Origin of the sequence: Marinobacter sp. SS13-12 (assembly GCF_030227115.1) — a bacterium.
In the GTDB taxonomy this organism is placed as follows: Bacteria; Pseudomonadota; Gammaproteobacteria; order Pseudomonadales; family Oleiphilaceae; genus Marinobacter.
This window is the reverse complement of record NZ_JASSUA010000001.1, coordinates 2078998-2097951: the sequence shown is the minus strand read 5'-3', so window position 1 is coordinate 2097951 and position 18954 is coordinate 2078998. Positions and strand designations below refer to the sequence as shown.

15 protein-coding genes are annotated in these 18954 nt (G+C 52.7%); 3 read left to right on the top strand and 12 right to left on the bottom strand.

Features of this window, described 5'->3' with window-relative positions; all coding sequences use genetic code 11:
* Positions 1-117: 117 nt before the first annotated feature.
* The 7 genes from QPL94_RS09660 to QPL94_RS09630 all read right to left on the bottom strand — a co-directional run bounded on the left by QPL94_RS09660 (position 118) and on the right by QPL94_RS09630 (position 11574).
* A complete protein-coding gene (locus QPL94_RS09660; RefSeq protein ID WP_285357038.1) occupies positions 118-876 on the bottom strand; it encodes a Wzz/FepE/Etk N-terminal domain-containing protein in 759 nt (252 codons plus the stop codon).
* Between the two features lie 125 nt (positions 877-1001).
* Positions 1002-1493: a transcription/translation regulatory transformer protein RfaH gene (gene rfaH / locus QPL94_RS09655; protein ID WP_285357037.1), complete on the bottom strand. Its 492-nt coding sequence runs from the start codon at positions 1491-1493 to the stop codon at positions 1002-1004.
* Positions 1494-1572: 79 nt separating this feature from the next.
* Positions 1573-3579 (bottom strand): acyltransferase family protein, encoded by a 2007-nt coding sequence (locus QPL94_RS09650; RefSeq protein ID WP_285357036.1) that lies wholly within the window; start codon positions 3577-3579, stop codon positions 1573-1575.
* 500 nt (positions 3580-4079) lie between these two features.
* Positions 4080-5087 (bottom strand): hypothetical protein, encoded by a 1008-nt coding sequence (locus QPL94_RS09645; RefSeq protein WP_285357035.1) that lies wholly within the window; start codon positions 5085-5087, stop codon positions 4080-4082.
* A complete protein-coding gene (locus QPL94_RS09640; RefSeq protein WP_285357034.1) occupies positions 5080-8865 on the bottom strand; it encodes a hypothetical protein in 3786 nt (1261 codons plus the stop codon). Before QPL94_RS09640 ends, QPL94_RS09645 begins: the two co-directional genes overlap by 8 nt.
* 28 nt (positions 8866-8893) lie before the next feature.
* The gene (locus tag QPL94_RS09635) at positions 8894-9436 is read right to left on the bottom strand and encodes a DUF4123 domain-containing protein (RefSeq protein ID WP_285357033.1); all 543 of its coding nucleotides are present in this window, start codon (positions 9434-9436) and stop codon (positions 8894-8896) included.
* An 11-nt stretch (positions 9437-9447) separates the two neighbouring features.
* Complete coding sequence (locus QPL94_RS09630; protein ID WP_285357032.1) at positions 9448-11574, bottom strand: type VI secretion system Vgr family protein; 2127 nt, start codon at positions 11572-11574, stop codon at positions 9448-9450.
* Between the two features lie 211 nt (positions 11575-11785).
* Between QPL94_RS09630 and QPL94_RS09625 the strand changes: the two genes are divergently transcribed.
* Complete coding sequence (locus tag QPL94_RS09625; protein ID WP_285357031.1) at positions 11786-12433, top strand: REP-associated tyrosine transposase; 648 nt, start codon at positions 11786-11788, stop codon at positions 12431-12433.
* A 51-nt stretch (positions 12434-12484) separates the two neighbouring features.
* On the opposite strand, the gene cysQ is transcribed toward QPL94_RS09625, so the two are convergent.
* The 3 genes from cysQ to QPL94_RS21390 all read right to left on the bottom strand — a co-directional run bounded on the left by cysQ (position 12485) and on the right by QPL94_RS21390 (position 13963).
* Positions 12485-13249 (bottom strand): 3'(2'),5'-bisphosphate nucleotidase CysQ, encoded by a 765-nt coding sequence (gene cysQ, locus QPL94_RS09620; protein WP_285357030.1) that lies wholly within the window; start codon positions 13247-13249, stop codon positions 12485-12487.
* A 155-nt stretch (positions 13250-13404) separates the two neighbouring features.
* Entirely contained in the window at positions 13405-13710 is a 306-nt protein-coding gene (locus QPL94_RS09615; protein ID WP_285357029.1) for a BrnA antitoxin family protein, read from the bottom strand.
* A complete protein-coding gene (locus tag QPL94_RS21390; protein ID WP_350310614.1) occupies positions 13694-13963 on the bottom strand; it encodes a BrnT family toxin in 270 nt (89 codons plus the stop codon). Before QPL94_RS21390 ends, QPL94_RS09615 begins: the two co-directional genes overlap by 17 nt.
* Before the next feature lie 240 nt (positions 13964-14203).
* Between QPL94_RS21390 and QPL94_RS09610 the strand changes: the two genes are divergently transcribed.
* Both QPL94_RS09610 and QPL94_RS09605 read left to right on the top strand, forming a co-directional pair.
* Entirely contained in the window at positions 14204-15565 is a 1362-nt protein-coding gene (locus tag QPL94_RS09610) for an MBL fold metallo-hydrolase (RefSeq protein ID WP_285357028.1), read from the top strand.
* A 131-nt stretch (positions 15566-15696) separates the two neighbouring features.
* Complete coding sequence (locus tag QPL94_RS09605; RefSeq protein ID WP_285357027.1) at positions 15697-16800, top strand: glycosyltransferase family protein; 1104 nt, start codon at positions 15697-15699, stop codon at positions 16798-16800.
* Positions 16801-16844: 44 nt separating this feature from the next.
* Here QPL94_RS09605 and QPL94_RS09600 read toward each other — a convergent pair whose 3' ends face one another.
* Together QPL94_RS09600 and QPL94_RS09595 are read right to left on the bottom strand one after the other, a co-directional pair.
* On the bottom strand, positions 16845-17906 hold the full coding sequence (locus QPL94_RS09600; RefSeq protein ID WP_285357026.1) for a glycosyltransferase: 1062 nt from the start codon (positions 17904-17906) through the stop codon (positions 16845-16847).
* Positions 17907-17910: 4 nt separating this feature from the next.
* Complete coding sequence (locus QPL94_RS09595; RefSeq protein WP_285357025.1) at positions 17911-18951, bottom strand: hypothetical protein; 1041 nt, start codon at positions 18949-18951, stop codon at positions 17911-17913.
* Between the last annotated feature and the right edge of the window lie 3 nt (positions 18952-18954).

The following is an 18954-nucleotide window of genomic DNA, read 5'->3' as shown; positions in this document are numbered from 1 at the left end:
ATCGTGTTAAGTCTTGTCAAAGCATGGTAACTGCACCGATATTGGGTGAGTTTTGGGCGGTTTTTTTGTCGGATTACGCTTTGCTAATCCGACCTACAGGTTAACCGATCCCGTGGGTCACAGTTCGGCCGCTTTTTCCCGCACCAAACCAATAAACTCGGCAAAAAACGCAAGGAAGACACCGCCCATCAACCCGAGCATGGCGGCCAGCACCACGATCAGGCTTTTGGCCGGGCCGGTGTTTTCGCCGTTACTCCTGCTGACAACCAACGCTTCTGCTGGCGCCAGTGATTCCAGATCTGTTTCCAGAGACAGTTGTTTTTCTACTGCTGAGGCGAGGGCATCGCCTGTCTCCTGTCCGCCTTCGAGCATCTCGATAGTGGTATCCAGGGATTCTATCTGTCTCTCCAGGCTCTTACGTAGTCTTGTCAGCGCCTGCTCCTGGTCAGTAATTAACCGTTCGATCAGTTGGCGATGAGTTCTATCGATAAGCTCTTCACCGGCGGGGGTTGCCTCTGACACGATTCGAACCAGGCCCGTATTTTCAGGGTTGCTTGCCGTTATCCTGAAAGGCAGGTTGCGGTCGTGTTCTGCGCGGTATGTGGCTTGCAAGTCTGGTACCCAGAGGCTGTCCAGCTCGGCGATGACGGTGGCTGGCTCTTCGATGTATTTGCCACCCGACTTTTCAGCCAGTTTCACGAGGGTAACGTATTCGTATTTTGCTGGCGTTAAAAGTGCATAGGCCACACCGGCAAGGGTGACAAGCAGAAAAACGGCGTAGAACACGCGCCGGCGCTTGAGGAATGTGGTGGCCAAGTCTACCAGGCTGATTTCGTCGTCGTATTGGGATCGCGATCCTTGTGAGCTTTCTACCATTCTGAATCTGCCGTCTTGTTAAAGGAAATGCATATTATGACGGGTTAGGACACGAAAAGAAGGGATGGAGGGTTCCTTTTTTGGATTGGGTGTATTTGAGGAGCTGGGTGTCGGATTACGCTTTGCTAATCCGACCTACGAGGGTGGATGGTTGAGAGGGGGACTTTCAGGGTTTGTTGTTTTTGCATGAAGCTGATGAGGACGATGGCACGCTCTTCGCCGTCGTAGGCCTGGAAGATGGCGCTGAGGCCTTTGAAGGGGCCGTCGTCCAGCTCAACTGTCTGGCCGGGCTTGATACCGCCCTGCTCCGCGACGGTGTGCAGGCTGTCTTTGATGTGCCGGATAACGTCGTCTGAGATGGCTGCTGGCTTATTGGCGAAGCTCACTACCCGTATCACACCCCGGGTGGACCGAAGTTTGGACCACATGGGGTCGGTTTGTTCCAGGTTGACGAAGAGGTAGCCGGGGAACAGCGGTTCGAGCTTTTTGGTGCGTTTGCCGGCCTTGATTTTTTCTACCGTAATTTTGGGGTAGAAGCAGGCGATGTCCTGATTTTGCAGATGCGCCAGGGCACGGTCGCCCTGGGCGGGTTTGTGTTGGAGGGCGTACCAGGTCATGGGTGCCTCTTGGTTAAAATGTTTCTGGCGGTGCTGGCGCCCACGTACGTTTCCATGGCGAAACCCTGGACTATCCAAGTTACTCGTTCAGTCTTCCCTCTAAGGCCTTTTCAATTTCCGACTGCATAGCCTCTATCAGATATAGTGATCCAAACTTAGATAGATGGGCCGTGTCTGAATAAATCAGCCGCTTCTGGTCGTCCGTGTTCCGGCATTTATTATTGCTGCAGAGGTAGTCAAATGGATCCACGAAAACATAAGCACCCGTTGATTCGGCGGCTTCCTTTAGCGCGTTATTTATTCTCGGCCGGTGGTCCGGTAGTGTATTGAAAAGATACGACTCGCGATCAAAATCATTGAACACGAGGGGCATCGGTCGCGTAAAGATGTCATAAAGGTTTACGCCTGCTCCGGGAACCTCACCAATTACAACTAATGGGGAATCACCGATCAATTCTTTCAGCTCCAGTATCCCTTTAATTATGCTACTAATACCAATCTTCGATTCTCCTTTATTGATTAGACCGGCTACACTCATTTGAAACCTCCATGAGTGGGAAACCACAACCAGGGGGGGCGTCGACGCTTTGTTTATGTAGCCAAGAGCTTCCTCTAAGCGATCAGTACATATCTTATTCCAGTCGTTCCCTTCAGTTATTCGGGTAAAGCCTGGCAAATGAAAGCACGAACTACCAGATGCCATATACAGGCCGAGGCCTTTTCCTTTTGAAAAAACAGTACTAATTCCCTCGGCATAGTGGCGCCCGTGGCTATCTCCCATCAAAACAATGTCAGGATCTGTAGACGCACCAACTGGACCATAGTAAGGATAGCCGGCGCCTCCATAGTATGCTTTGTGAAAACTGCCTGCATCGCTTACTTCAGCGAGGTTAACGATCGGCTCCTCGGCCCTCCAGGTCCAGCCCTCTGCGGAGTAGGAATGAACTCCCGATGCAAAGAGTGCGAGAAACGCCATCAACGCAGTGGTACGCCATGCGGGCTTAAACCTGAAATATTTCGGCTGGCGAAACCGCTGTTCCACGAAACGATACAACACATAAGCAAGAATGAACGTTAACAGACTTGCGGCTATCTGATCCGCAATATCAAGCTCTCCTCCAAGGTAATACCAAAACACGATGATCGGCCAGTGAACCAAATAAAGAGAATAGCTAATTAAACCAACGCCGACCGCTACCGGGTTCGAAATCAGAACTCTAGAATAAGAGTCCGCCCCGGCGTAAATGACAAGCGCTGTTCCTATGCAGGGGACCAGCGCGAACCAGTAAGGAAATAACATCCCTTCATCAAATTTAAATACCGCGTATGCGATAAGGCCCAAGCCCGTCCATGTGAGCAGATCATTTAACAACCTCCAGGGCATCCGTTTATCAATAAGCCAAACTATTGAAGCACCTATTGAAAATTCAAAAATTCTAAACGGTAGCAGGAAAAACAGGGTGCTTTTCCCATCAACTACCAGATCGGCTAGCACTTTAAAGTGGTTCGATAGAAAATCACTTTGGCCGTCTGCAAGTATAAAGTTCAGAGCTAGGCTAGCCAGCGACCCAATAAAAAGGAGAGGCAAGACAAGAGTTCGCAATCTTAGTTTATATAGGACTAATAGTGTTGCAGGCCAAAGCAGGTAAAACTGCTCTTCTATGCTTAAACTCCAAGTGTGCAAAAAAGGCTTTAACTTGGCGGAAGTGTCAAAATAATCGGCCTCCAACCAGAAAAAGAAATTGGATACGCTAGCTAGCGAAGCTACGAGTGCGCCTCCAATCCTTTGAAAATGAGTCGGGGAAAACACCAGCATCGAGAATAGAAAGGTTGCGAGTGCCATGGCCAAAAAAGCCGGAGCAAGTCTCTTTATTCTCCTCCTATAAAACTGTGCCAGGTTGACACTTCTAGTCTGTTCTAGTTCGCTTTTGAGAATACCAGTTATCAGGAAGCCGCTGATGACGAAGAACACGTCAACACCAACGTAGCCTCCCGAAAATGCTGACACATTCAGATGGAACAGAATTACCGACAGCACAGCAATCGCTCTCAACCCATCGACATGCGGAAGGTATTTTTTTGTCACCCTAAAGATCCTGCTAGTTTCTCAAGTGTGCCGGTATGTTGTTGGACGGCATCTTACTTTATTGGCAGATAGGAGGATAGACACGACAAGTAACGCACGAGAATTTTCTGGAACCGAGCCACAGTTAAGAATGTAATAGCCCACCGGGGTCTGTTTTTTCCAGGTTGACGAAGAGGGAGCTGCGGAAGAGCGGTTCTAGCTTTTTGGTGCGCTCTCCAGGGGCGGAATCGCGAGAAACAAACTCGTAGAATGCAGATAGCTATTTGCGAGACTTATCAATATCGCGAATCATACCCAGCTTGGCCGAGGAACCGTCAACAGCCTCGAAGAGTTTACGGAGTTCCAGGGGGCTTCTCATAGCCGGTGTTTTTTGCGTAGACGACATAATGATGGGGCATAGCTTTATGTCTGGGGTTCGCTTGATTCCTAACTCTCGATTACCAATGCCCGAAGCATTGCAACAATGGATTTGGGCTTCTAGCCCGTTACTGCAGTTACCTCTACCCAAAACCTTTCAAGCAGTTCTTGTGCATTTCGTCGGTTTTTTGTTTGTACGTGGCCTCATCCATATCTCGCCAGTACCGGGGATTACGACACGCACGCTTATCGCGCTCGGCGGTCACCGGGTCCTTGCTCCGGTGGGGCTCGAACAACGGGATGTCCGGTAGTGGAGCTGAGCTGTCCATGTACTGCAGCCAGAAGTTCCACAGTGCCTTGTGATCTTCATCATTGGCGGAGGCGGCCTGGAAGGCTGTCAGGGTCAGGGCTTCTTCCCGGAACCGATGGACCATGGCCCCGTAATACAGCGGCAGGCCCTGGTGGGTTGGGCCGCTGTGGATGTAGCCATCAAATTCTGAGAAAGGAGATTGCCAGGCTATCTGGCCGGCATCCCGTTTTTTCTTGGGATTACGGAAGACCGTGACCAGCCCAGTGCGGCGGTTGAATTCCCACAGGGGGCCTCTGGGATCCTTGTAGATCCAGCCGGGGAAGAGGCGTTCGATGAGGCTGATGGCGCCCCAAACTAGAGCGCAGCCGCCCCCCCCATATGCGATCATGGGCAAAAATCCCTCTACGAAAAGTTGTCTCTTTTCTATATCGCTATCGTCCACAAATAATGCAACACTCAAAAAGGCTAGAAGAATCCCTCCCCCCCCTAGAATCAAAGTAAACTTCGCAAAGACCTTCAGCAACAACCACCGCCACGAGGAACTTGGCAGCGTGGCCCAGCGAATGCTTTCCTGATTGATCCAGGCAATTGGTACCTTCCTTTTCTCCTTTCCATACCCCTGCTCGACGTACCAGTTGGTATCCTCGTCCTGCCCAGGAGGCCAGGTTTCAAGGAAGTCGCCCGGGACCAAGTCTCGAATGTAATCCTTGGGCAGCTTCTGCCCCGCTGCCCACTGGAGCCGAAAGCTTAGGGAACGGGTATCCAGCTGCCCTCGACGGCGTGGCTTTTCGTCTCGCCCGGACTGCCAGGCGGTGGGGCTGTAATAGGCACTCTCAGCCATCGGAGGCTTCCTCCACGATGTTCAGGTAACGGTAGGCCTGGGCATTCAGGGCTATCCGGTTGGTGGTCAGGTTAGCCCAGAAGGGGGCATCTTCCCGGGTAAAGTCCGGGGCATCATGGCCGCCATGTTTGCTCTCCTGGTACACCAGCGGATCATTGATTGGCGGCGCCGGGAACACATATTCCCGGTCTGTACCCAGGTTGGCGACGACCCGGGCCCGTACCTTCCACTCGTGATACACCAACCCCTCCGGCTGGGGCGTGTGCAGCCAGTACTCCACCCCGTCCGACAAGGCCCTGCGATAGAGCCACCAATGGCCGGTGGGAGATTCCTGCAGTTCGCTACTGACCACCGTGGAGCCCCCCGACGGAGGGTTGGGCCGGCGTTTTTCCTTCAGGCGACGAATGTAGACCTTGAGTGCGGCATCCCCCAGTACACTCATCAGGTTGCTTTTGACCACCACGCGGAAATTAGCCTTTCTCAGTTCATCATGCAATGCATCTACCTCCCGGCGGGAAGGCTGTGGCTCCTGATCATCAATGAGGGCTTCGGCTAGCCGATACACCTCTAGAGTATCTACTTGGTACAGCGATTCCTCAATCCGGACACCAGCCAGGATATTAGCGAGCCGGTAGAAGGCCTCCCGCTCCGGCACCGGCTTGGGGGCTTTCGCTTCGCCCCACAAGTGCTCATACGAGGAGTTGCGGTAGTCCCCAAACGGCCCGTTCTTGACCCACTCCTCCAGTTCGTCGTCCTCCAGCAGATTGGCAGCTATCGACCCGCCCACAATCAGCGTCAGGCCGATCCCTAGTACGATCCAACCCGCCGGGGTACTCAGCCCCAATACTGCTCCGGTACTGGAAGCCGCCGCGGTCCCTGAGCTCATCAGGGACAGGCTGGCCCAGCCTGTCATTAGGGCGCCAACGCTAGAGCCCCCCATGGCCACTGCGGAGGCAATTTGTCCCGTTTGCATGTAGTGAACGGAATCCGCCACTCGGATACCGGCGTCCAGCAAGGCCAGTATAGATACCGACACCATTCGCATGGTTACCGCTCTAGGCAATTGGCTCCCAAACGCCTCTGAGATTCGGCCAGCAGCCACGGCCCTCTCAACGTCAACTACAACCCGGTTCATTTGGCGGGCAATAGCTGTGCTGTTCATCAGCTTTTTGGACAGTTGGTCTGCGACGGCCAAAGAAGCCATTGACAAATCTAGCGCTGCAGACACGAGACTTGCCCCTGTCCGCAAACCACCTCTTGTTCGCATTGTTTCAGAAAATCGTGACAACGCGCTGTTTATATTCCAAAGCTCAAACCCCAGTACCACATACGGCAACCCAAGCCGGTCCAGAGTCTTGCCCAGGCTACGCTGCCGGCTGACCTGTTTCCGCACCTCGCGGTAGTTTTTCACCAGTTCGGAGCTGGTGGGCGCCATAAAGGCGTAGAAACGGCCGGAATCTTCGATATCCGCCCCGCCGGGTACCCGGTTCGAGTTGGTGCTGCCAATGATACGACCCTCGCTGTCCTGGATTTCCCCCAGGAACCGGCCGCTGTGGTTATTGCTGTTAAAGTAGTCGCGTTCCGCTTCGGTCAGGCCGTTGCGCAGCCCGATGTCCGGGTCTTCAACGCCCAGCAGGACCATATTCAGCCCCTGCGACCCTTGGGGCAGGAGGTGAAGTTCGCCAAGCAAGGTGGGATTCATGGCTTTGAGGGCGCGGACCATGGGGCCGTGGATGTCCAGGTCGATGCGCATCATCTCACCATGGATGCGCTGTTGGGCCTTGTTGAACTGATCCAACAACTGGCCACTGATTCCATCGAGCGACTTGATGGCCCCCCTCAGATGGCCAACAGAGTCAAAGGCTCCTTGTTCGGTCAAGGCCACCATCGAGGCGATCTCCAGGGTCTGTAGATCTTCCTGTTTCGGCAGCTCACCATCCTTATCCAGTTGGGCAAAGGCCGCAGGGCGGAACCGGCCATCACCGGGGTTGGTTTCCGGCTCAGGTGGTTCGTAGGGTTGGTCCAGCGGCACAACGCCCTGTTTCGGATAAAGCATGTCGTGCAATGGGTGGCCCGAGCCCTCCCAGCCGATATCCAGTACGAGCTGGGAGCCCTCCCGGGCCGGGCTGGTGTCCGGGTCAGTCAGGTGGCCGCTGCAACGGGTGTCGCAATCCGGATTGCTGCTGGCCAGCCAGGGTTTGTCGGCGGCTTCGGCATCGTGCTGCAGGGCGTTAAACAACTGCTCCGTCAGCACGAAGCCGCTCAGGTAATCACCTCCCTCCAGGGAAAACAGGTCGGCCATTCGTGCCTGGTTGTGGGTGTCCTGCATCAGGGCCAGCAGCCGACACTGGGCGGCCTTGATGGTGTTGATGCCATGGCCGCGGTAGCCCCGGTGCAGGGCCCGTTCGAGCTTGCCGGTCAGGGACAGGTCGAGGTGTTCGGCATGCTTGTTCAGGGGATTGGGCTGCCCGCCCAGGGTCTCCGGCAATACCGTTTGTTCAACGAGCTCGGCGCTTCGATAGTTGGGCTGGCGACTGGCCCACTCTCGGATATTCTTCTGGTACAGCATTCCGGCATTGGTGCGGGCCATGGCCTTGCGGATTTCATACAGTTCATCGTAAACGACGACTCCCAATCCCCCCCTGGTGCGGCAGCCATCAAAGATATCGCCAGATCCGCCAATGCTCTCCCACGCGGTGCTGCTGCTATCCTCTGCAGATCCGGCTTCCCCCGTCTCTCCAACCAGGTCCTGCAACACCGTGTTCCGTATTGCCGCCGTGGGGCCGAGATCTGCATTCCGGTACTGACTTTCGCGCCATGCGTTTTCGGCATCTTCACCGCCCGCGAAGAAGCTTTTCTGTTCCTCGACAGCCAGGTTATAGCAATCCAACCCATACCCACCGCCAAGATCCGTGAGAAAGTCGAAAGTACACGGCAACTGTTCTTCCAGCAGGGGTTGTCGGCCACGCTGAGGGGCCACTTCATCCAGGGAAACCAGTTCTGCGAACCGTGGGTGCCAACGGGCATCCGGCCGCTGCACAATCCTCTGAGTGCGTTCGTTAAAGGCCGATCTATCATTTTCCAGGAAGTCTACGCGGGCAGCAGACCATTGGACCTCGGACCAGGATACTCTGACATCACTTGCATAGGTGGCGCTTGTCCTATAGTCGTTAACCGGAACCCAGATCTCTTCCAGGGGCATCGACGTGGGTGGACGCATGTTCGAAGTCAAACGTTGCTGCCCTGCTTCCCTGTAATTGCTCAACGGAACGTCCCGGAAAAGGAGGCAGCCTGCATCGTCTTGGGATATATGTATCTCGCGCCAAAGGCGGTTATCCCGGAACAGGTAAAGATAACCCGATCTTGCCGAAACAACCTGTTGTGCTGGCACTCTCACTATTGGCTCCTCCCGCTCTACTAAAGTGAGCGGCACCAATGGTGCAAGAATCAGTTTCTGACGAATCAACTGGCGTGAAGTTACCTCGGGGAGACTGTATAGGGGTATCTGTAAAGGGTCACCCTCATGGGCCGCAATCTCCAGCGCCACATCGGCTTGCGGACTATTTTCCCAGGGCCAGACACGCAGTATGCTGGAGTCCAGAGCTTCGTTACTACGCAGGTCATCAATAGCGGTGTAGGGAGCTGACTCTTCGTGATGCAATATGCGGAGTTCCTGACCCTCAGGATGATCCTTTCCCAGTACTTCGACAATGAGTGTGTCACCCTCACAGGCGGGACCGCTGTTTCTTGAAGTTCGAGTTGATTCTGTTTCAGACATCCTTGTCATCCCTTAGGTAAAAACTTGCCTAAACACTTCCGAGACCCAGGTTATGGAGTTGCTCTGGCTCTAACATGGGGACTTCTGTCATGGTTACCGGTTCCGGATTTAGACTTGTCAGCCATTCACCGTTTTCCGGACTGCCGTGTAGATAAACCACACAGTTTACTATGCCTTGCTGACCAATATCGCGGGGCTTAAGGCTATGCCAGATCAATGGATCGTAGAACCGCAACAGACCTTTTCTTGTTCCGCCCAGCGCCACCGTAAGACGCTCTCTCGCCCAGCGCAGCACTGCCTCAAGTCTTTCATCAGACTCAATCATCAAACCACTTAGTTCACCCGTTTTTCCAATTCCATCGAGAGCCCACCGGTGTAAGTCACTATCCCGGGCTGTCTGGATGACTAGCGGACTCTCATCTTCATAGGGAGCCCACTGCGTTTCGCGGAATAACGGCTGCCATACGGGCGCATCACATTGCTCGTAAAGCGATTGCAGCAACGATTTACTTCCCGCACTTTCCAATATCAGGTAAAGGATGTCGTCGCCCTGCTTGGATCGTCGTGCCATAGCGTCTTCCTTCATGCCGTCCGGGCTTTTCCACAGGGACAATCACTCAATGGACAAGAGCCATCAGCTTGTTCCTGACATTCCTCAACCACCGCTGCGCGGTTCATTCGCGCCTGTTTCAATCGATGGACTACCACAGGTTTTGGTTCGGCATTTGCACGCTGATCAACATCTGCAATCTCCACCGGCGCCACTGCTCCGCCATTCTTCTCCACTAAACCAGGCATCTCCGGCACCTGAACCTTCTGTCCACTCCCCTTGCCTGGCGAACCACCCGCATTAAGCTTGATGGCGGCGCCACCCATAGCTACGCCACTGGGATCAATCTTCACAAAGCTGCCACCAGCCTTGAGGGTGATTTCCGCACCCGCTTCGATAACCGCTTTCTGACCGGCCTTGATGTGCAGTTCGGTGCCGGAGTCGCTGAGCCAGGCGGTGCCGGCTTTCAGGTGCAGGGTGCCGGTGACGTTGAAGCTGTGGTCCTTGCCGATTTGTTCTCGTTTATCGCCATCCACGGTGGCGTGGTCATTGCCCTTGATGTGGGCCTTGCGGTGGTTGTCCACGGTGAGGTGGCTGTCGTTCCTGATGACTTCGGTGCGGTTATTTTCCGTCAGCAGGTCCAGGTCTTTCTGGGCGTGGAGGTAGATCTGCTCTTTGTCGGCTTCGTCTTCAAATCTCAGTTCGTTACTGCCCTCGCCCTTGTGGGTCTGGGTTTTCAGTGTGGTGCGTGTCTTATGCTCCGGCAGCGCGTACGGCGGCGTGTTGGTGGCGTGATAGGTTCTACCGGTAATAATGGGCTGGTCCGGGTCGCCATCGAGGAAGGAGACGATGACTTCGTTGCCGATTCTCGGGAGTGCCATGAAGCCGTACTGGCCGCCAGCCCAGCCCTGGCTGACTCGTAGCCAGGCGCTGCTGTGTTCGTCGTTCTTGGAGTAGCGGTCCCACGGAAACCTTACTTTTACCCTGCCGTGTTCGTCGCAGTGGATCTCTTCGCCTTCCGGGCCGGTGACGATGGCCATCTGGGGGCCGTCCATCAAGGGTCGGTGTTCTACTTGTGGGCGCCAGGTGCGGTCTGCGGGAATGGCATTGAACGCATTGTGGTAGGTGGTGGCACCCCCCGTGCTGTCTTCTTCCAGGGCCTGGGGCTGCACGCCGGTGTGGGTGATGCTGGTGAACAGCCATTCCCGGTTCAGGGCCGGATTGTCGTGTTCGGTGAGTGCCACTTTGGCGCCCACGGTGAAGTCGGGGCGGTCGCTCTGGCCGTTGGCGGTTGTGGCGTCGTTTCTCAAAGCGTCCAGGCGGCGTTCGGTGAAGGGCTGGCCGCTGGCGTCCTGTTTGAAGCGGCCGGGGTAGTCGTAATGCTGGTAGTCTTCGCGCTGAGCGTCCAGCTTGTCGGCCTGCTGTTCGTGCATCAGGGCGTAGGCGGGGTTCCGAAAAGTGTAGTCTTTCATGGCCACGGAGGCGGCGCGGACCCGTTCCCGGTAGCTGAACTGGAAGACAGCGCTCTGGCGGCTGCTGCCGCCGGCCTTGCCGTTGTATTCGGCGGGCTCCAGTTTAGGAGCGTCGCCGTGGTGGTCAGCGATGATCAGGCCCGGTTGCTCCTCGCCATTCACATCACCGTGGTTGTAACGGTAGTACCAGCCTTCTTCGGCCGACAGTCGTTCAATAAAGTCCAGATCGCTTTCCCGGTGCTGGACGCAGTATTCCCGCTCTTCGGGGGTGCGTTTCAGGTCAAATACGGTGTCGATGATGCCCCGCTCTTCCAGCAGGGTGCGCACGATGGCGTCGGTGCTCTGGGTCTGGAAAATGCGGCTGTTGTGCATCAGGCCCAGGCGCCACAGCGGGGGCTGGACGATGACTTCGTAGCGGGTGCGGCGATGGCCAGAGTCGCCCCGGGCGAATTCGTTGACCACGCCGTGGAAGCGCCGCAAGGGGATGCCGTCCTGCCACACCACCAGCTCCACGGGTTGTTCCAGCACTTCCTCAGCGGCAATAGTCGGCGAGGTACTGGCCAGTTCCAGCTTGCAGTGGCACAGCTTGGAAAGGGTTTCGGTCAGTTCAAAGCGGACGACCGCGAACAGGTCTTTGGGGAGTTGGCCAAGGGTGGCCGTGAACTGCAGTCCGGTTGCCTGGGGCATGTCTTCGATCCCTGAAGATTAAGAGTTTTTCAGCTCTTCCTGAGCACGCCAGATTATAACGATCACGCCGAAGAATGTAACCCCATTCCATGGGGTCAGACCCCAATGCATTTTAAAGTGTGAAATGTATCGGGGTCTGACCCCAACTTGAAATTGGTCGCGGAGTGCGGCAGATTGTTGCGCTTTCGAATCAGTTCACAAGGAATGTGACATGGCCCGCCGACCAAGGATTTGCCCGGCCGGGATGCCCCAGCATGTGATTCAGAGGGGGAATAACCGGCAGGTTTGTTTTCAGGATTTTTCAGATAGAGCCGCCTTCATCGCTTTTCTCTCCCGCTACCGGCGAGAGTATGAGGTGGACATTCATGCCTGGGTTTTGATGAGTAATCACACCCATCTGCTGGTGACACCGCAAACGGATCAAGCACTGTCCGGATTCATGAAAGCCCTAGGCCAGCATTATGCGCAGTACTTCAATTACAAATACGAGCGCTCCGGCACGCTCTGGGAGGGGCGGTTCAAGTCCTGTCTGGTGGATACCGAGAGCTATTTTCTACAGTGCCAGCGGTATATTGAGTTAAACCCGGTGAAAGCAGGAATGGTGCACTATGCCGGGGACTATCAGTGGTCGAGCTACCGGTGCCATGGGTACGGACTAAAAGCAAAGTGGCACACGCCCCACAGTTGCTACCTGGCGTACCAGCCTGCCCCGGATAAGCGCTTTGAGAGCTACCGCTCCTTTGTGGCCAGCCCCGCCCCGGATGGCATGGATGATTTGATCCAATACGCCGCAATCGCCGGGAAACCGCTTGGAACAGAGGCGTTTCAGGAGCAAATGCACGCCCGATTTGGGGTCTGACCCCGGGACATTTGATGAAGGGAAATGTCTGGGGGTCTGACCCCATGGTTCTCAATACCAGTCGCCGGCGGCCACGAAGAACGGGTTCAGCACATTCTCCTTTCCGTACTTCAGTGGCTCTCTGTCCAGTGTCTCTACTTTGCCACCAGCAGCCGACAACACTGCGTGAGCTGCCCCGGTATCCCACTCGCAGGTGGGCCCCAGACGAGGATAGATATCCGCATGGCCTTCGGCGATTTTGCAAAATTTGAGGGAACTACCCGCCTGCACTAGTTCGTGAGAGCCGAGCTTGTCGATAAAGGCTCTGGTTTCTTCATTGAGGTGATTCTTGCTGGCTACAACGCGCTTGGTCTCACCTGGTGTCGCCACACTGATGCGATGCACCCGCCCGGTGCGGTCCCGCTTGTAAGCGCCCTCGCCTTTCAGGCCCCAGTAGGCTTCCTTGAGCGCCGGAGCCGTCACCACGCCCAGAATAGGCTCTCCGTTTTCAATCAGAGCTATGTTAACGGTGAACTCGCCGGTGCGTTGGGTGAAATCCTTTGTGCCGTCGATAGGATCAATCAACCAGAACCGGTGCCACTGTTTACGCTCGCTCCAGGGGATCTCTGCACCTTCTTCTGACAGCACAGGGATATCATGGCTGAGATTGCGCAAGCCCGCCACAATCACCCGATGGCTGGCAACGTCTGCTGCAGTAATGGGCGACTCGTCAGCTTTATAGTCCACTTTGAAGTCCGTCATGTAGATGCTGAGGACTTTTTCGCTGGCGGCGTCGGCGATTTTGAGGACATCCGGGAGGATGGAGCTGTAATGCATGAGGGCTGGCTTCCTGCGTCAGATCAATAACTTTTGCGCTATTATGGGCGATAGTGACGCAACATATCAAAACTATTGCAAGATATCGGGGATCAGACCCCAGTGCATTCAGTCCATTGAAATGTCTTGGGGTCTGACCCCAATTTTCCCGGCAACTAACCCAACCTCTCAACTTCCGACTGAGTGTGAGTTTTAAGGTACTCCTGCAACGCCTTATCCATACGGGTTTGCCATCCGCTGCCAGTAGCCCTGAACTGTTCAACGACTTCCGGGGAAAGCCGGATGGTTATCCGCTCCTTAGTGACCTCCGCTTTTGGTCGCCCCAATGGGCGGAGCTGTTGAAACTCCCCGTCTGTAAGCTCTCTAGTATCTGGGTCCCCCGCAATACCTTTATTAATATCGGACTCTTCCTGATCCGACGGCAACTCAAACACCCGCCCTGATTTAGATTTTGTCCGCATATAGCCTCACCTCTCGTCTGTTGGCCTTTCGGAAACTGATTATACGCCGGGCATCACCCCTTTCAGTGTAAACAACGCAATAAACACGACTACCAATAGGCCCATACCCGATCATCCTGCGTTCGCCGTAGTCATTGCGAGCATCCTCGGTAGCCCATACAAAATCCCACTCAAGCAATGCAGCACGTTCCAGTGAAACACCGTGCTTCATCGTATTGAGCGCATCCTTCCCTGGATCAAATTCAACTTTCATGTCATTTATTGTACATACAGAAACGAAAACAACAAACACCCGCATGCACAGATGTTGCTACAACTCACAAGCCACAGGATTATGGGTCACGGCTGTGTGCCCGGGGTCAGACCCCCGAACATTTTGCATGCTGAAATGCCTTGGGGTCTGACCCCAAGCTTCCTGCGTCAGATCAATAAATTTTGCGCTAATATGGGCGATAGTGGCATAACACATCAAAACTATTGCAAGGATGACTTCATGAAGCTGCAATTTCTTGGCGCCGCGGGCACAGTAACCGGTTCACGCTATCTGTTGTCGGATGACAAACACCGACTGCTGGTGGACTGTGGCATGTACCAGGGCGTGAAGAACCTGCGCAAACGCAACTGGGCACGGTTTCCCGTGGAGCCTTCGTCTATCAATGCGGTGGTTCTGACCCACGCGCATATCGACCATACCGGCTACCTGCCCGCGCTGGTGAAAAACGGCTTCAATGGCAAGATTTACTGCACCAAAGCTACCCATGAGCTGTGCAAGGTTTTGCTGCCCGATGCCGGCTACCTGCAGGAAGAAGATGCCAAATACGCCTTCCGCAAAGGGTTCTCCAAGCACGACAAGCCGGAACCACTATTCACCGTCAAGGACGCCCACGAAGCCCTGAAGCACTTCGAATCCCTGCATTTCCATGAGCGATTCGAACCCGTTAAAGGGATGGAGGTGTCCTTCACTCCGGCCGGGCATATTCTGGGGTCGTCCTGTGTGCACGTCCACCACCGGGAAAGCGACCGCACGGTAGTGTTCAGTGGCGATGTGGGCCGACAGGACGATGTGATCATGCGCGCGCCGGAGCCCATCACCAAGGCGGATGTGCTGGTGTGTGAATCCACCTATGGGGACCGGTTGCACGCACAAAGCGACCCGGAATCGGAACTGGCTGACATTATTACCAAAACCGCCGGGCGTGGGGGCATTGTACTTGTGCCCTCCTTCGCCGTAGGCCGGGCGCAGATGTTGTTGTACCTGATCCACAAGATTATGGGCGAAGGCCGCATACCGAAAATGCCGGTGTACCTGAACAGCCCCATGGCGATAAAGGCCACAGAAATCTTCTCCCGCCATCACAAGGAGCATAAACTCAGTGCTGGCCAGTGCGAAATGATCGACCAGCACACCGAGTTTGTCCGCACCGTGGATGAGTCCATCGAACTCAACAGCGTGCGTTACCCCTGCATTATCATCTCCGCCAGTGGCATGGCCAGCGGTGGCCGTGTGTTGCACCATTTGAAGACACTTCTACCTAATCCGCGCAACAGTATTGTGTTTGCCGGGTTCCAGGCACCGGGTACTCGAGGGGATGCGCTGGTGAATGGGGCTGAGTCGGTGAAGATTCATGGAGAGTACTGGCCGGTTAAGGCTGAGGTGCATAACCTCGATTCGCTGTCGGCTCATGGGGATTATGAGGAGATTCTGCAGTGGCTTGAGGCTGGGACACTGAAGCCAGAGAAGGTTTATATTACTCATGGTGAGATTGTGGCTAGTGATGTTATGCGGAAGCGGATTCGGGATAAGTTTGGATGGGATGTTGAGGTGGCGGAGTTGTTTGATGAGGTACCTGTATAACAATGATTTTCTAACATAACCTTGGCAGGCTTCCCACCAATTAGTTGAAGGGTTGAAGAATAACTAAGTCGCATGCCAAAACTACTCGTAGATGCGAATTTAACACTTAAAAACTGAACCACAAATACTTCATGGCAAAAATATTACATTTCGGTGCAATTAGATCTATAAATCCAGGCGTAAAAAAACAGCTTGACTACGAGTCATTATCTGCAACTAAAGTCAACGCAAGTCATACCATAGTCTATTTTTCTCATAGCGAGCCAGATCGCGAATATATGAAAAAACCGGCTATGCCTTCATTCTGGCTGAAATTATTAATATTTAAAAAGTTAAAAAACTATATTCATTTGCGAATTAGCGCTTACTCTTGGTTATTAAAAAATCAAGAAAGGTTTGATATAATTTTAATACGCTATCCGCTTGGTGACTTTATTTTTCCGATTTTCTCTTTTTATATTAAACCCTTCTACACTATTCATCACACCAAAGAAATCGAAGAAATAAAAAGCAACCCCTCAACCGTTTCCAAGCTTCAACTTTTAATTGAAAAAATTCAGTTCAAATTACTACAGAAAAAAATACTGGGATTCGTTGGCGTAACCAATGAGATAGCAGAATATCAGCTCGACCGAGCAAAGTTTCCCAAGAATATTATGCTCTATCCAAATGGCATTCTAACAAGCCATGTCGAAATCAGGGACTATAGAGATGACAAGATAAAGCTTTGCTGTATTTGCAATAAAGATGTGCCATGGCATGGGCTTCATAAAATCTACAACGAGATCGAAGAATCTGGGCGACAGGATTTCGAAATCTATTTCGTCGGAAATTTATCACCAGCTTCTGAAAACCTAGAAACCGACAATCGTGTCCATTTCACGGGGCATCTCAATCAAGATAAGCTTGAGGACCTACTTTCAAAAATCGATTTATGTGTCGGACCGTTCGGACTGGACGCGAAAGGTCTAAATGAAGCGTGCCCGTTAAAAACCCGGGAAAGCTTCCAACAGGGAATACCAGTAATGGCCGATTACAGAGACCCTTGCTTTAACTCCAGCTTTCCCTACTTCCTGAAGTCCAAGTTCGACATCGATGCTGCCATAGCTTTCGCAATCCAAAATAGAAAAGTAGGAAAGAAATCAATAGCAGAATCGTCTCAACAATATATTTCTAAGGAAGTACTGTACAAAAACTTGCTCGAGTCTCTGGATAATAGCGAAAAGCGAGTATAGTTTCTTCAAGGGCGTAGCTAAAACACGGTAATTTTCCCTAATCATTAAATAATCGCTTTTTCCCAGACCACTTTTTGGTTTTCTATTGACCATTTTCTACAATGGGAAATACCAAATTCCAGAATAGAGTCAGAGGCTCGATGATAAACATTTTCGTTTAACAAAAGCCTTAGAGACGGCTCGACGAACGAATCAGTGTTTCCGGATGCGGCCCCTATAATACCGCTAGACTCTTGAGAAAGATTCGTGATCTCTCCGACCAAAGAGGCAACAACCGGAACGCCCAATTTTGACGCTTCAATCAAAACCGAGGGTAAACCCTCACTCTTGGATGGGATAATCAAAAGCCTCGAGGCCCCTATGTAATTAAGGGGTTCGGAAACCTGGCCAAGCACGTCAACACAGGCCTGCAACCCTCTGCATTTGATGTGCTTAACAATTTCATCCATGAGATATCCTTCGCCTATCATGCAAAACCGTGCCGTCGGAATTACATCATGAACTCGCGAAAAAATCGATATCGCTGCGAGAGGGTCCTTAACATCAACGAGGTTTCCGGCGAACAGCAAATCCCACTTCTTGTCTGGAAGATCTACTCTATGCATCGGGCCTTGCTTGCAGACCACTTGCAGAACGAAAACTCGACAGATTCGCCCGCACACCTCCTTCACTAGCTGCCTTGAGTAATCACCCATGACAAAAACCGTGTCAGACCTACGAATAGAATACCTGATAATGGGCGCAAAAACGCTGTGCCTGGAGTGGATGAGGAGATCACTCCCTATTAGCCAGAGTGCACTTTTCGCCCCCAGTAACGCGGCAACCAAAACCGCCACAGACCCATGCATTTGCGCTTGGATTCCGACGAACAGCTCAACACGATGACGATAGCCATAGAACAAAACCAAAAAAAAACGCCACATCTCAAATAAAATACGGGAACGAGCAATCCATACCGGCGGATTGACGTTAACTATTTTCCCGCCTTTCAAGGGGTGTTTGCGAACAAGAATTATTCGATCCACCAGACAACTTGACATGAGACCAGCGAGCTTCCCGCTCAGCTTGGCGTCCGACAACCCGCAAGTTACTAAAACCGCTTTCACGCCATCACCCCTGCAACAGTTTTAATACGGCCTGGCCAAACACTTCACGGGTATCATCGAATGAATTCCGAACCCGTCTTACCTGCTGAGAAAATGAAGCGTACCGTTGTTCGTAATTATCAAGAAACGAAGCCAAATAACTGAGCGAGGAGGTGTCGTCCGGGGGGAAACTGATTATCAAACCCTGTTTTTCAAGGTAGTTGATTACCGACAGGTTATCAAAATCCGAAATGCGCAGCGTTGGAACACTGAGAAGGCTCGCCTCGATTGCCATAGTCTGACTGTCTCCCACATAAAAACATGCGCCTGCGAGAAACTCGTGAATCTCCGATACATCGGCATTTCGAACCATTGACGAGAATCGGGGTGGCAACCTGGATTCGGAGCTGATGTATACACTGATATTTCGCTCCTCAAGCTCGTCAACCAGTTTATCCAAAAACTCTAAACTGATTCCACTGCGTCCTACATCATGGTGTGATTTTAAAGCAGATATACGAACTAGAGCATATCTACTCTCTGAATTATTATGCGGCGCTTCAGACTTTGCTCTGTCATTAGTTAAATACGCTGATTCATGGAGTCCGTTATAGTAGATTGATTTCTTATAGAACTTTATGTTTCTCGTAAATTTTGGAAATAACAGCAAATCGGCAAAGGGATAACTGGTCTTTGCAATCAACGGAACAACATCTTCGTCATCATCGTTAAAGCTGATACTTTTCTTATTTAAAATCTTCGCCGCAATATTCCCGCAACCATATTTCGTTAGCCATAAATCAATTCCGTATTTCTTGGTATAGTAAACGCATCGAAAAATATTAACAGTCAGCTCAACCGCGTTCCCGAATAACCCCGACGAAGCCTTCGATACCACGACACCCTCTAATCCAAGGGAACTGGCAAGTGATAGAGTTACGTCTTTGTCCCGGAAGAACCATTTGAACTGAACACTTTGGTCGACCTCTTGAATCCATGACTTTACCGATAACATAAGCCATAACTGGGCAGGATGAGCTGGAAAAAGCGCGACGACTTTAGACATGAT

Coding starts and splice junctions, on each gene's coding strand:
- rfaH (WP_285357037.1), bottom strand. CDS start 1,493: ATGACCTGGTACGCCCTCCAACACAAACCCGCCCAGGGCGACCGTGCC.
- QPL94_RS09625 (WP_285357031.1), top strand. CDS start 11,786: ATGGCCCGCCGACCAAGGATTTGCCCGGCCGGGATGCCCCAGCATGTG.
- cysQ (WP_285357030.1), bottom strand. CDS start 13,249: ATGCATTACAGCTCCATCCTCCCGGATGTCCTCAAAATCGCCGACGCC.
- QPL94_RS21390 (WP_350310614.1), bottom strand. CDS start 13,963: ATGAAAGTTGAATTTGATCCAGGGAAGGATGCGCTCAATACGATGAAG.
- QPL94_RS09660 (WP_285357038.1), bottom strand. CDS start 876: ATGGTAGAAAGCTCACAAGGATCGCGATCCCAATACGACGACGAAATC.
- QPL94_RS09595 (WP_285357025.1), bottom strand. CDS start 18,951: ATGTCTAAAGTCGTCGCGCTTTTTCCAGCTCATCCTGCCCAGTTATGG.
- QPL94_RS09605 (WP_285357027.1), top strand. CDS start 15,697: ATGGCAAAAATATTACATTTCGGTGCAATTAGATCTATAAATCCAGGC.
- QPL94_RS09645 (WP_285357035.1), bottom strand. CDS start 5,087: ATGGCTGAGAGTGCCTATTACAGCCCCACCGCCTGGCAGTCCGGGCGA.
- QPL94_RS09615 (WP_285357029.1), bottom strand. CDS start 13,710: ATGCGGACAAAATCTAAATCAGGGCGGGTGTTTGAGTTGCCGTCGGAT.
- QPL94_RS09630 (WP_285357032.1), bottom strand. CDS start 11,574: ATGCCCCAGGCAACCGGACTGCAGTTCACGGCCACCCTTGGCCAACTC.
- QPL94_RS09635 (WP_285357033.1), bottom strand. CDS start 9,436: ATGGCACGACGATCCAAGCAGGGCGACGACATCCTTTACCTGATATTG.
- QPL94_RS09610 (WP_285357028.1), top strand. CDS start 14,204: ATGAAGCTGCAATTTCTTGGCGCCGCGGGCACAGTAACCGGTTCACGC.
- QPL94_RS09640 (WP_285357034.1), bottom strand. CDS start 8,865: ATGTCTGAAACAGAATCAACTCGAACTTCAAGAAACAGCGGTCCCGCC.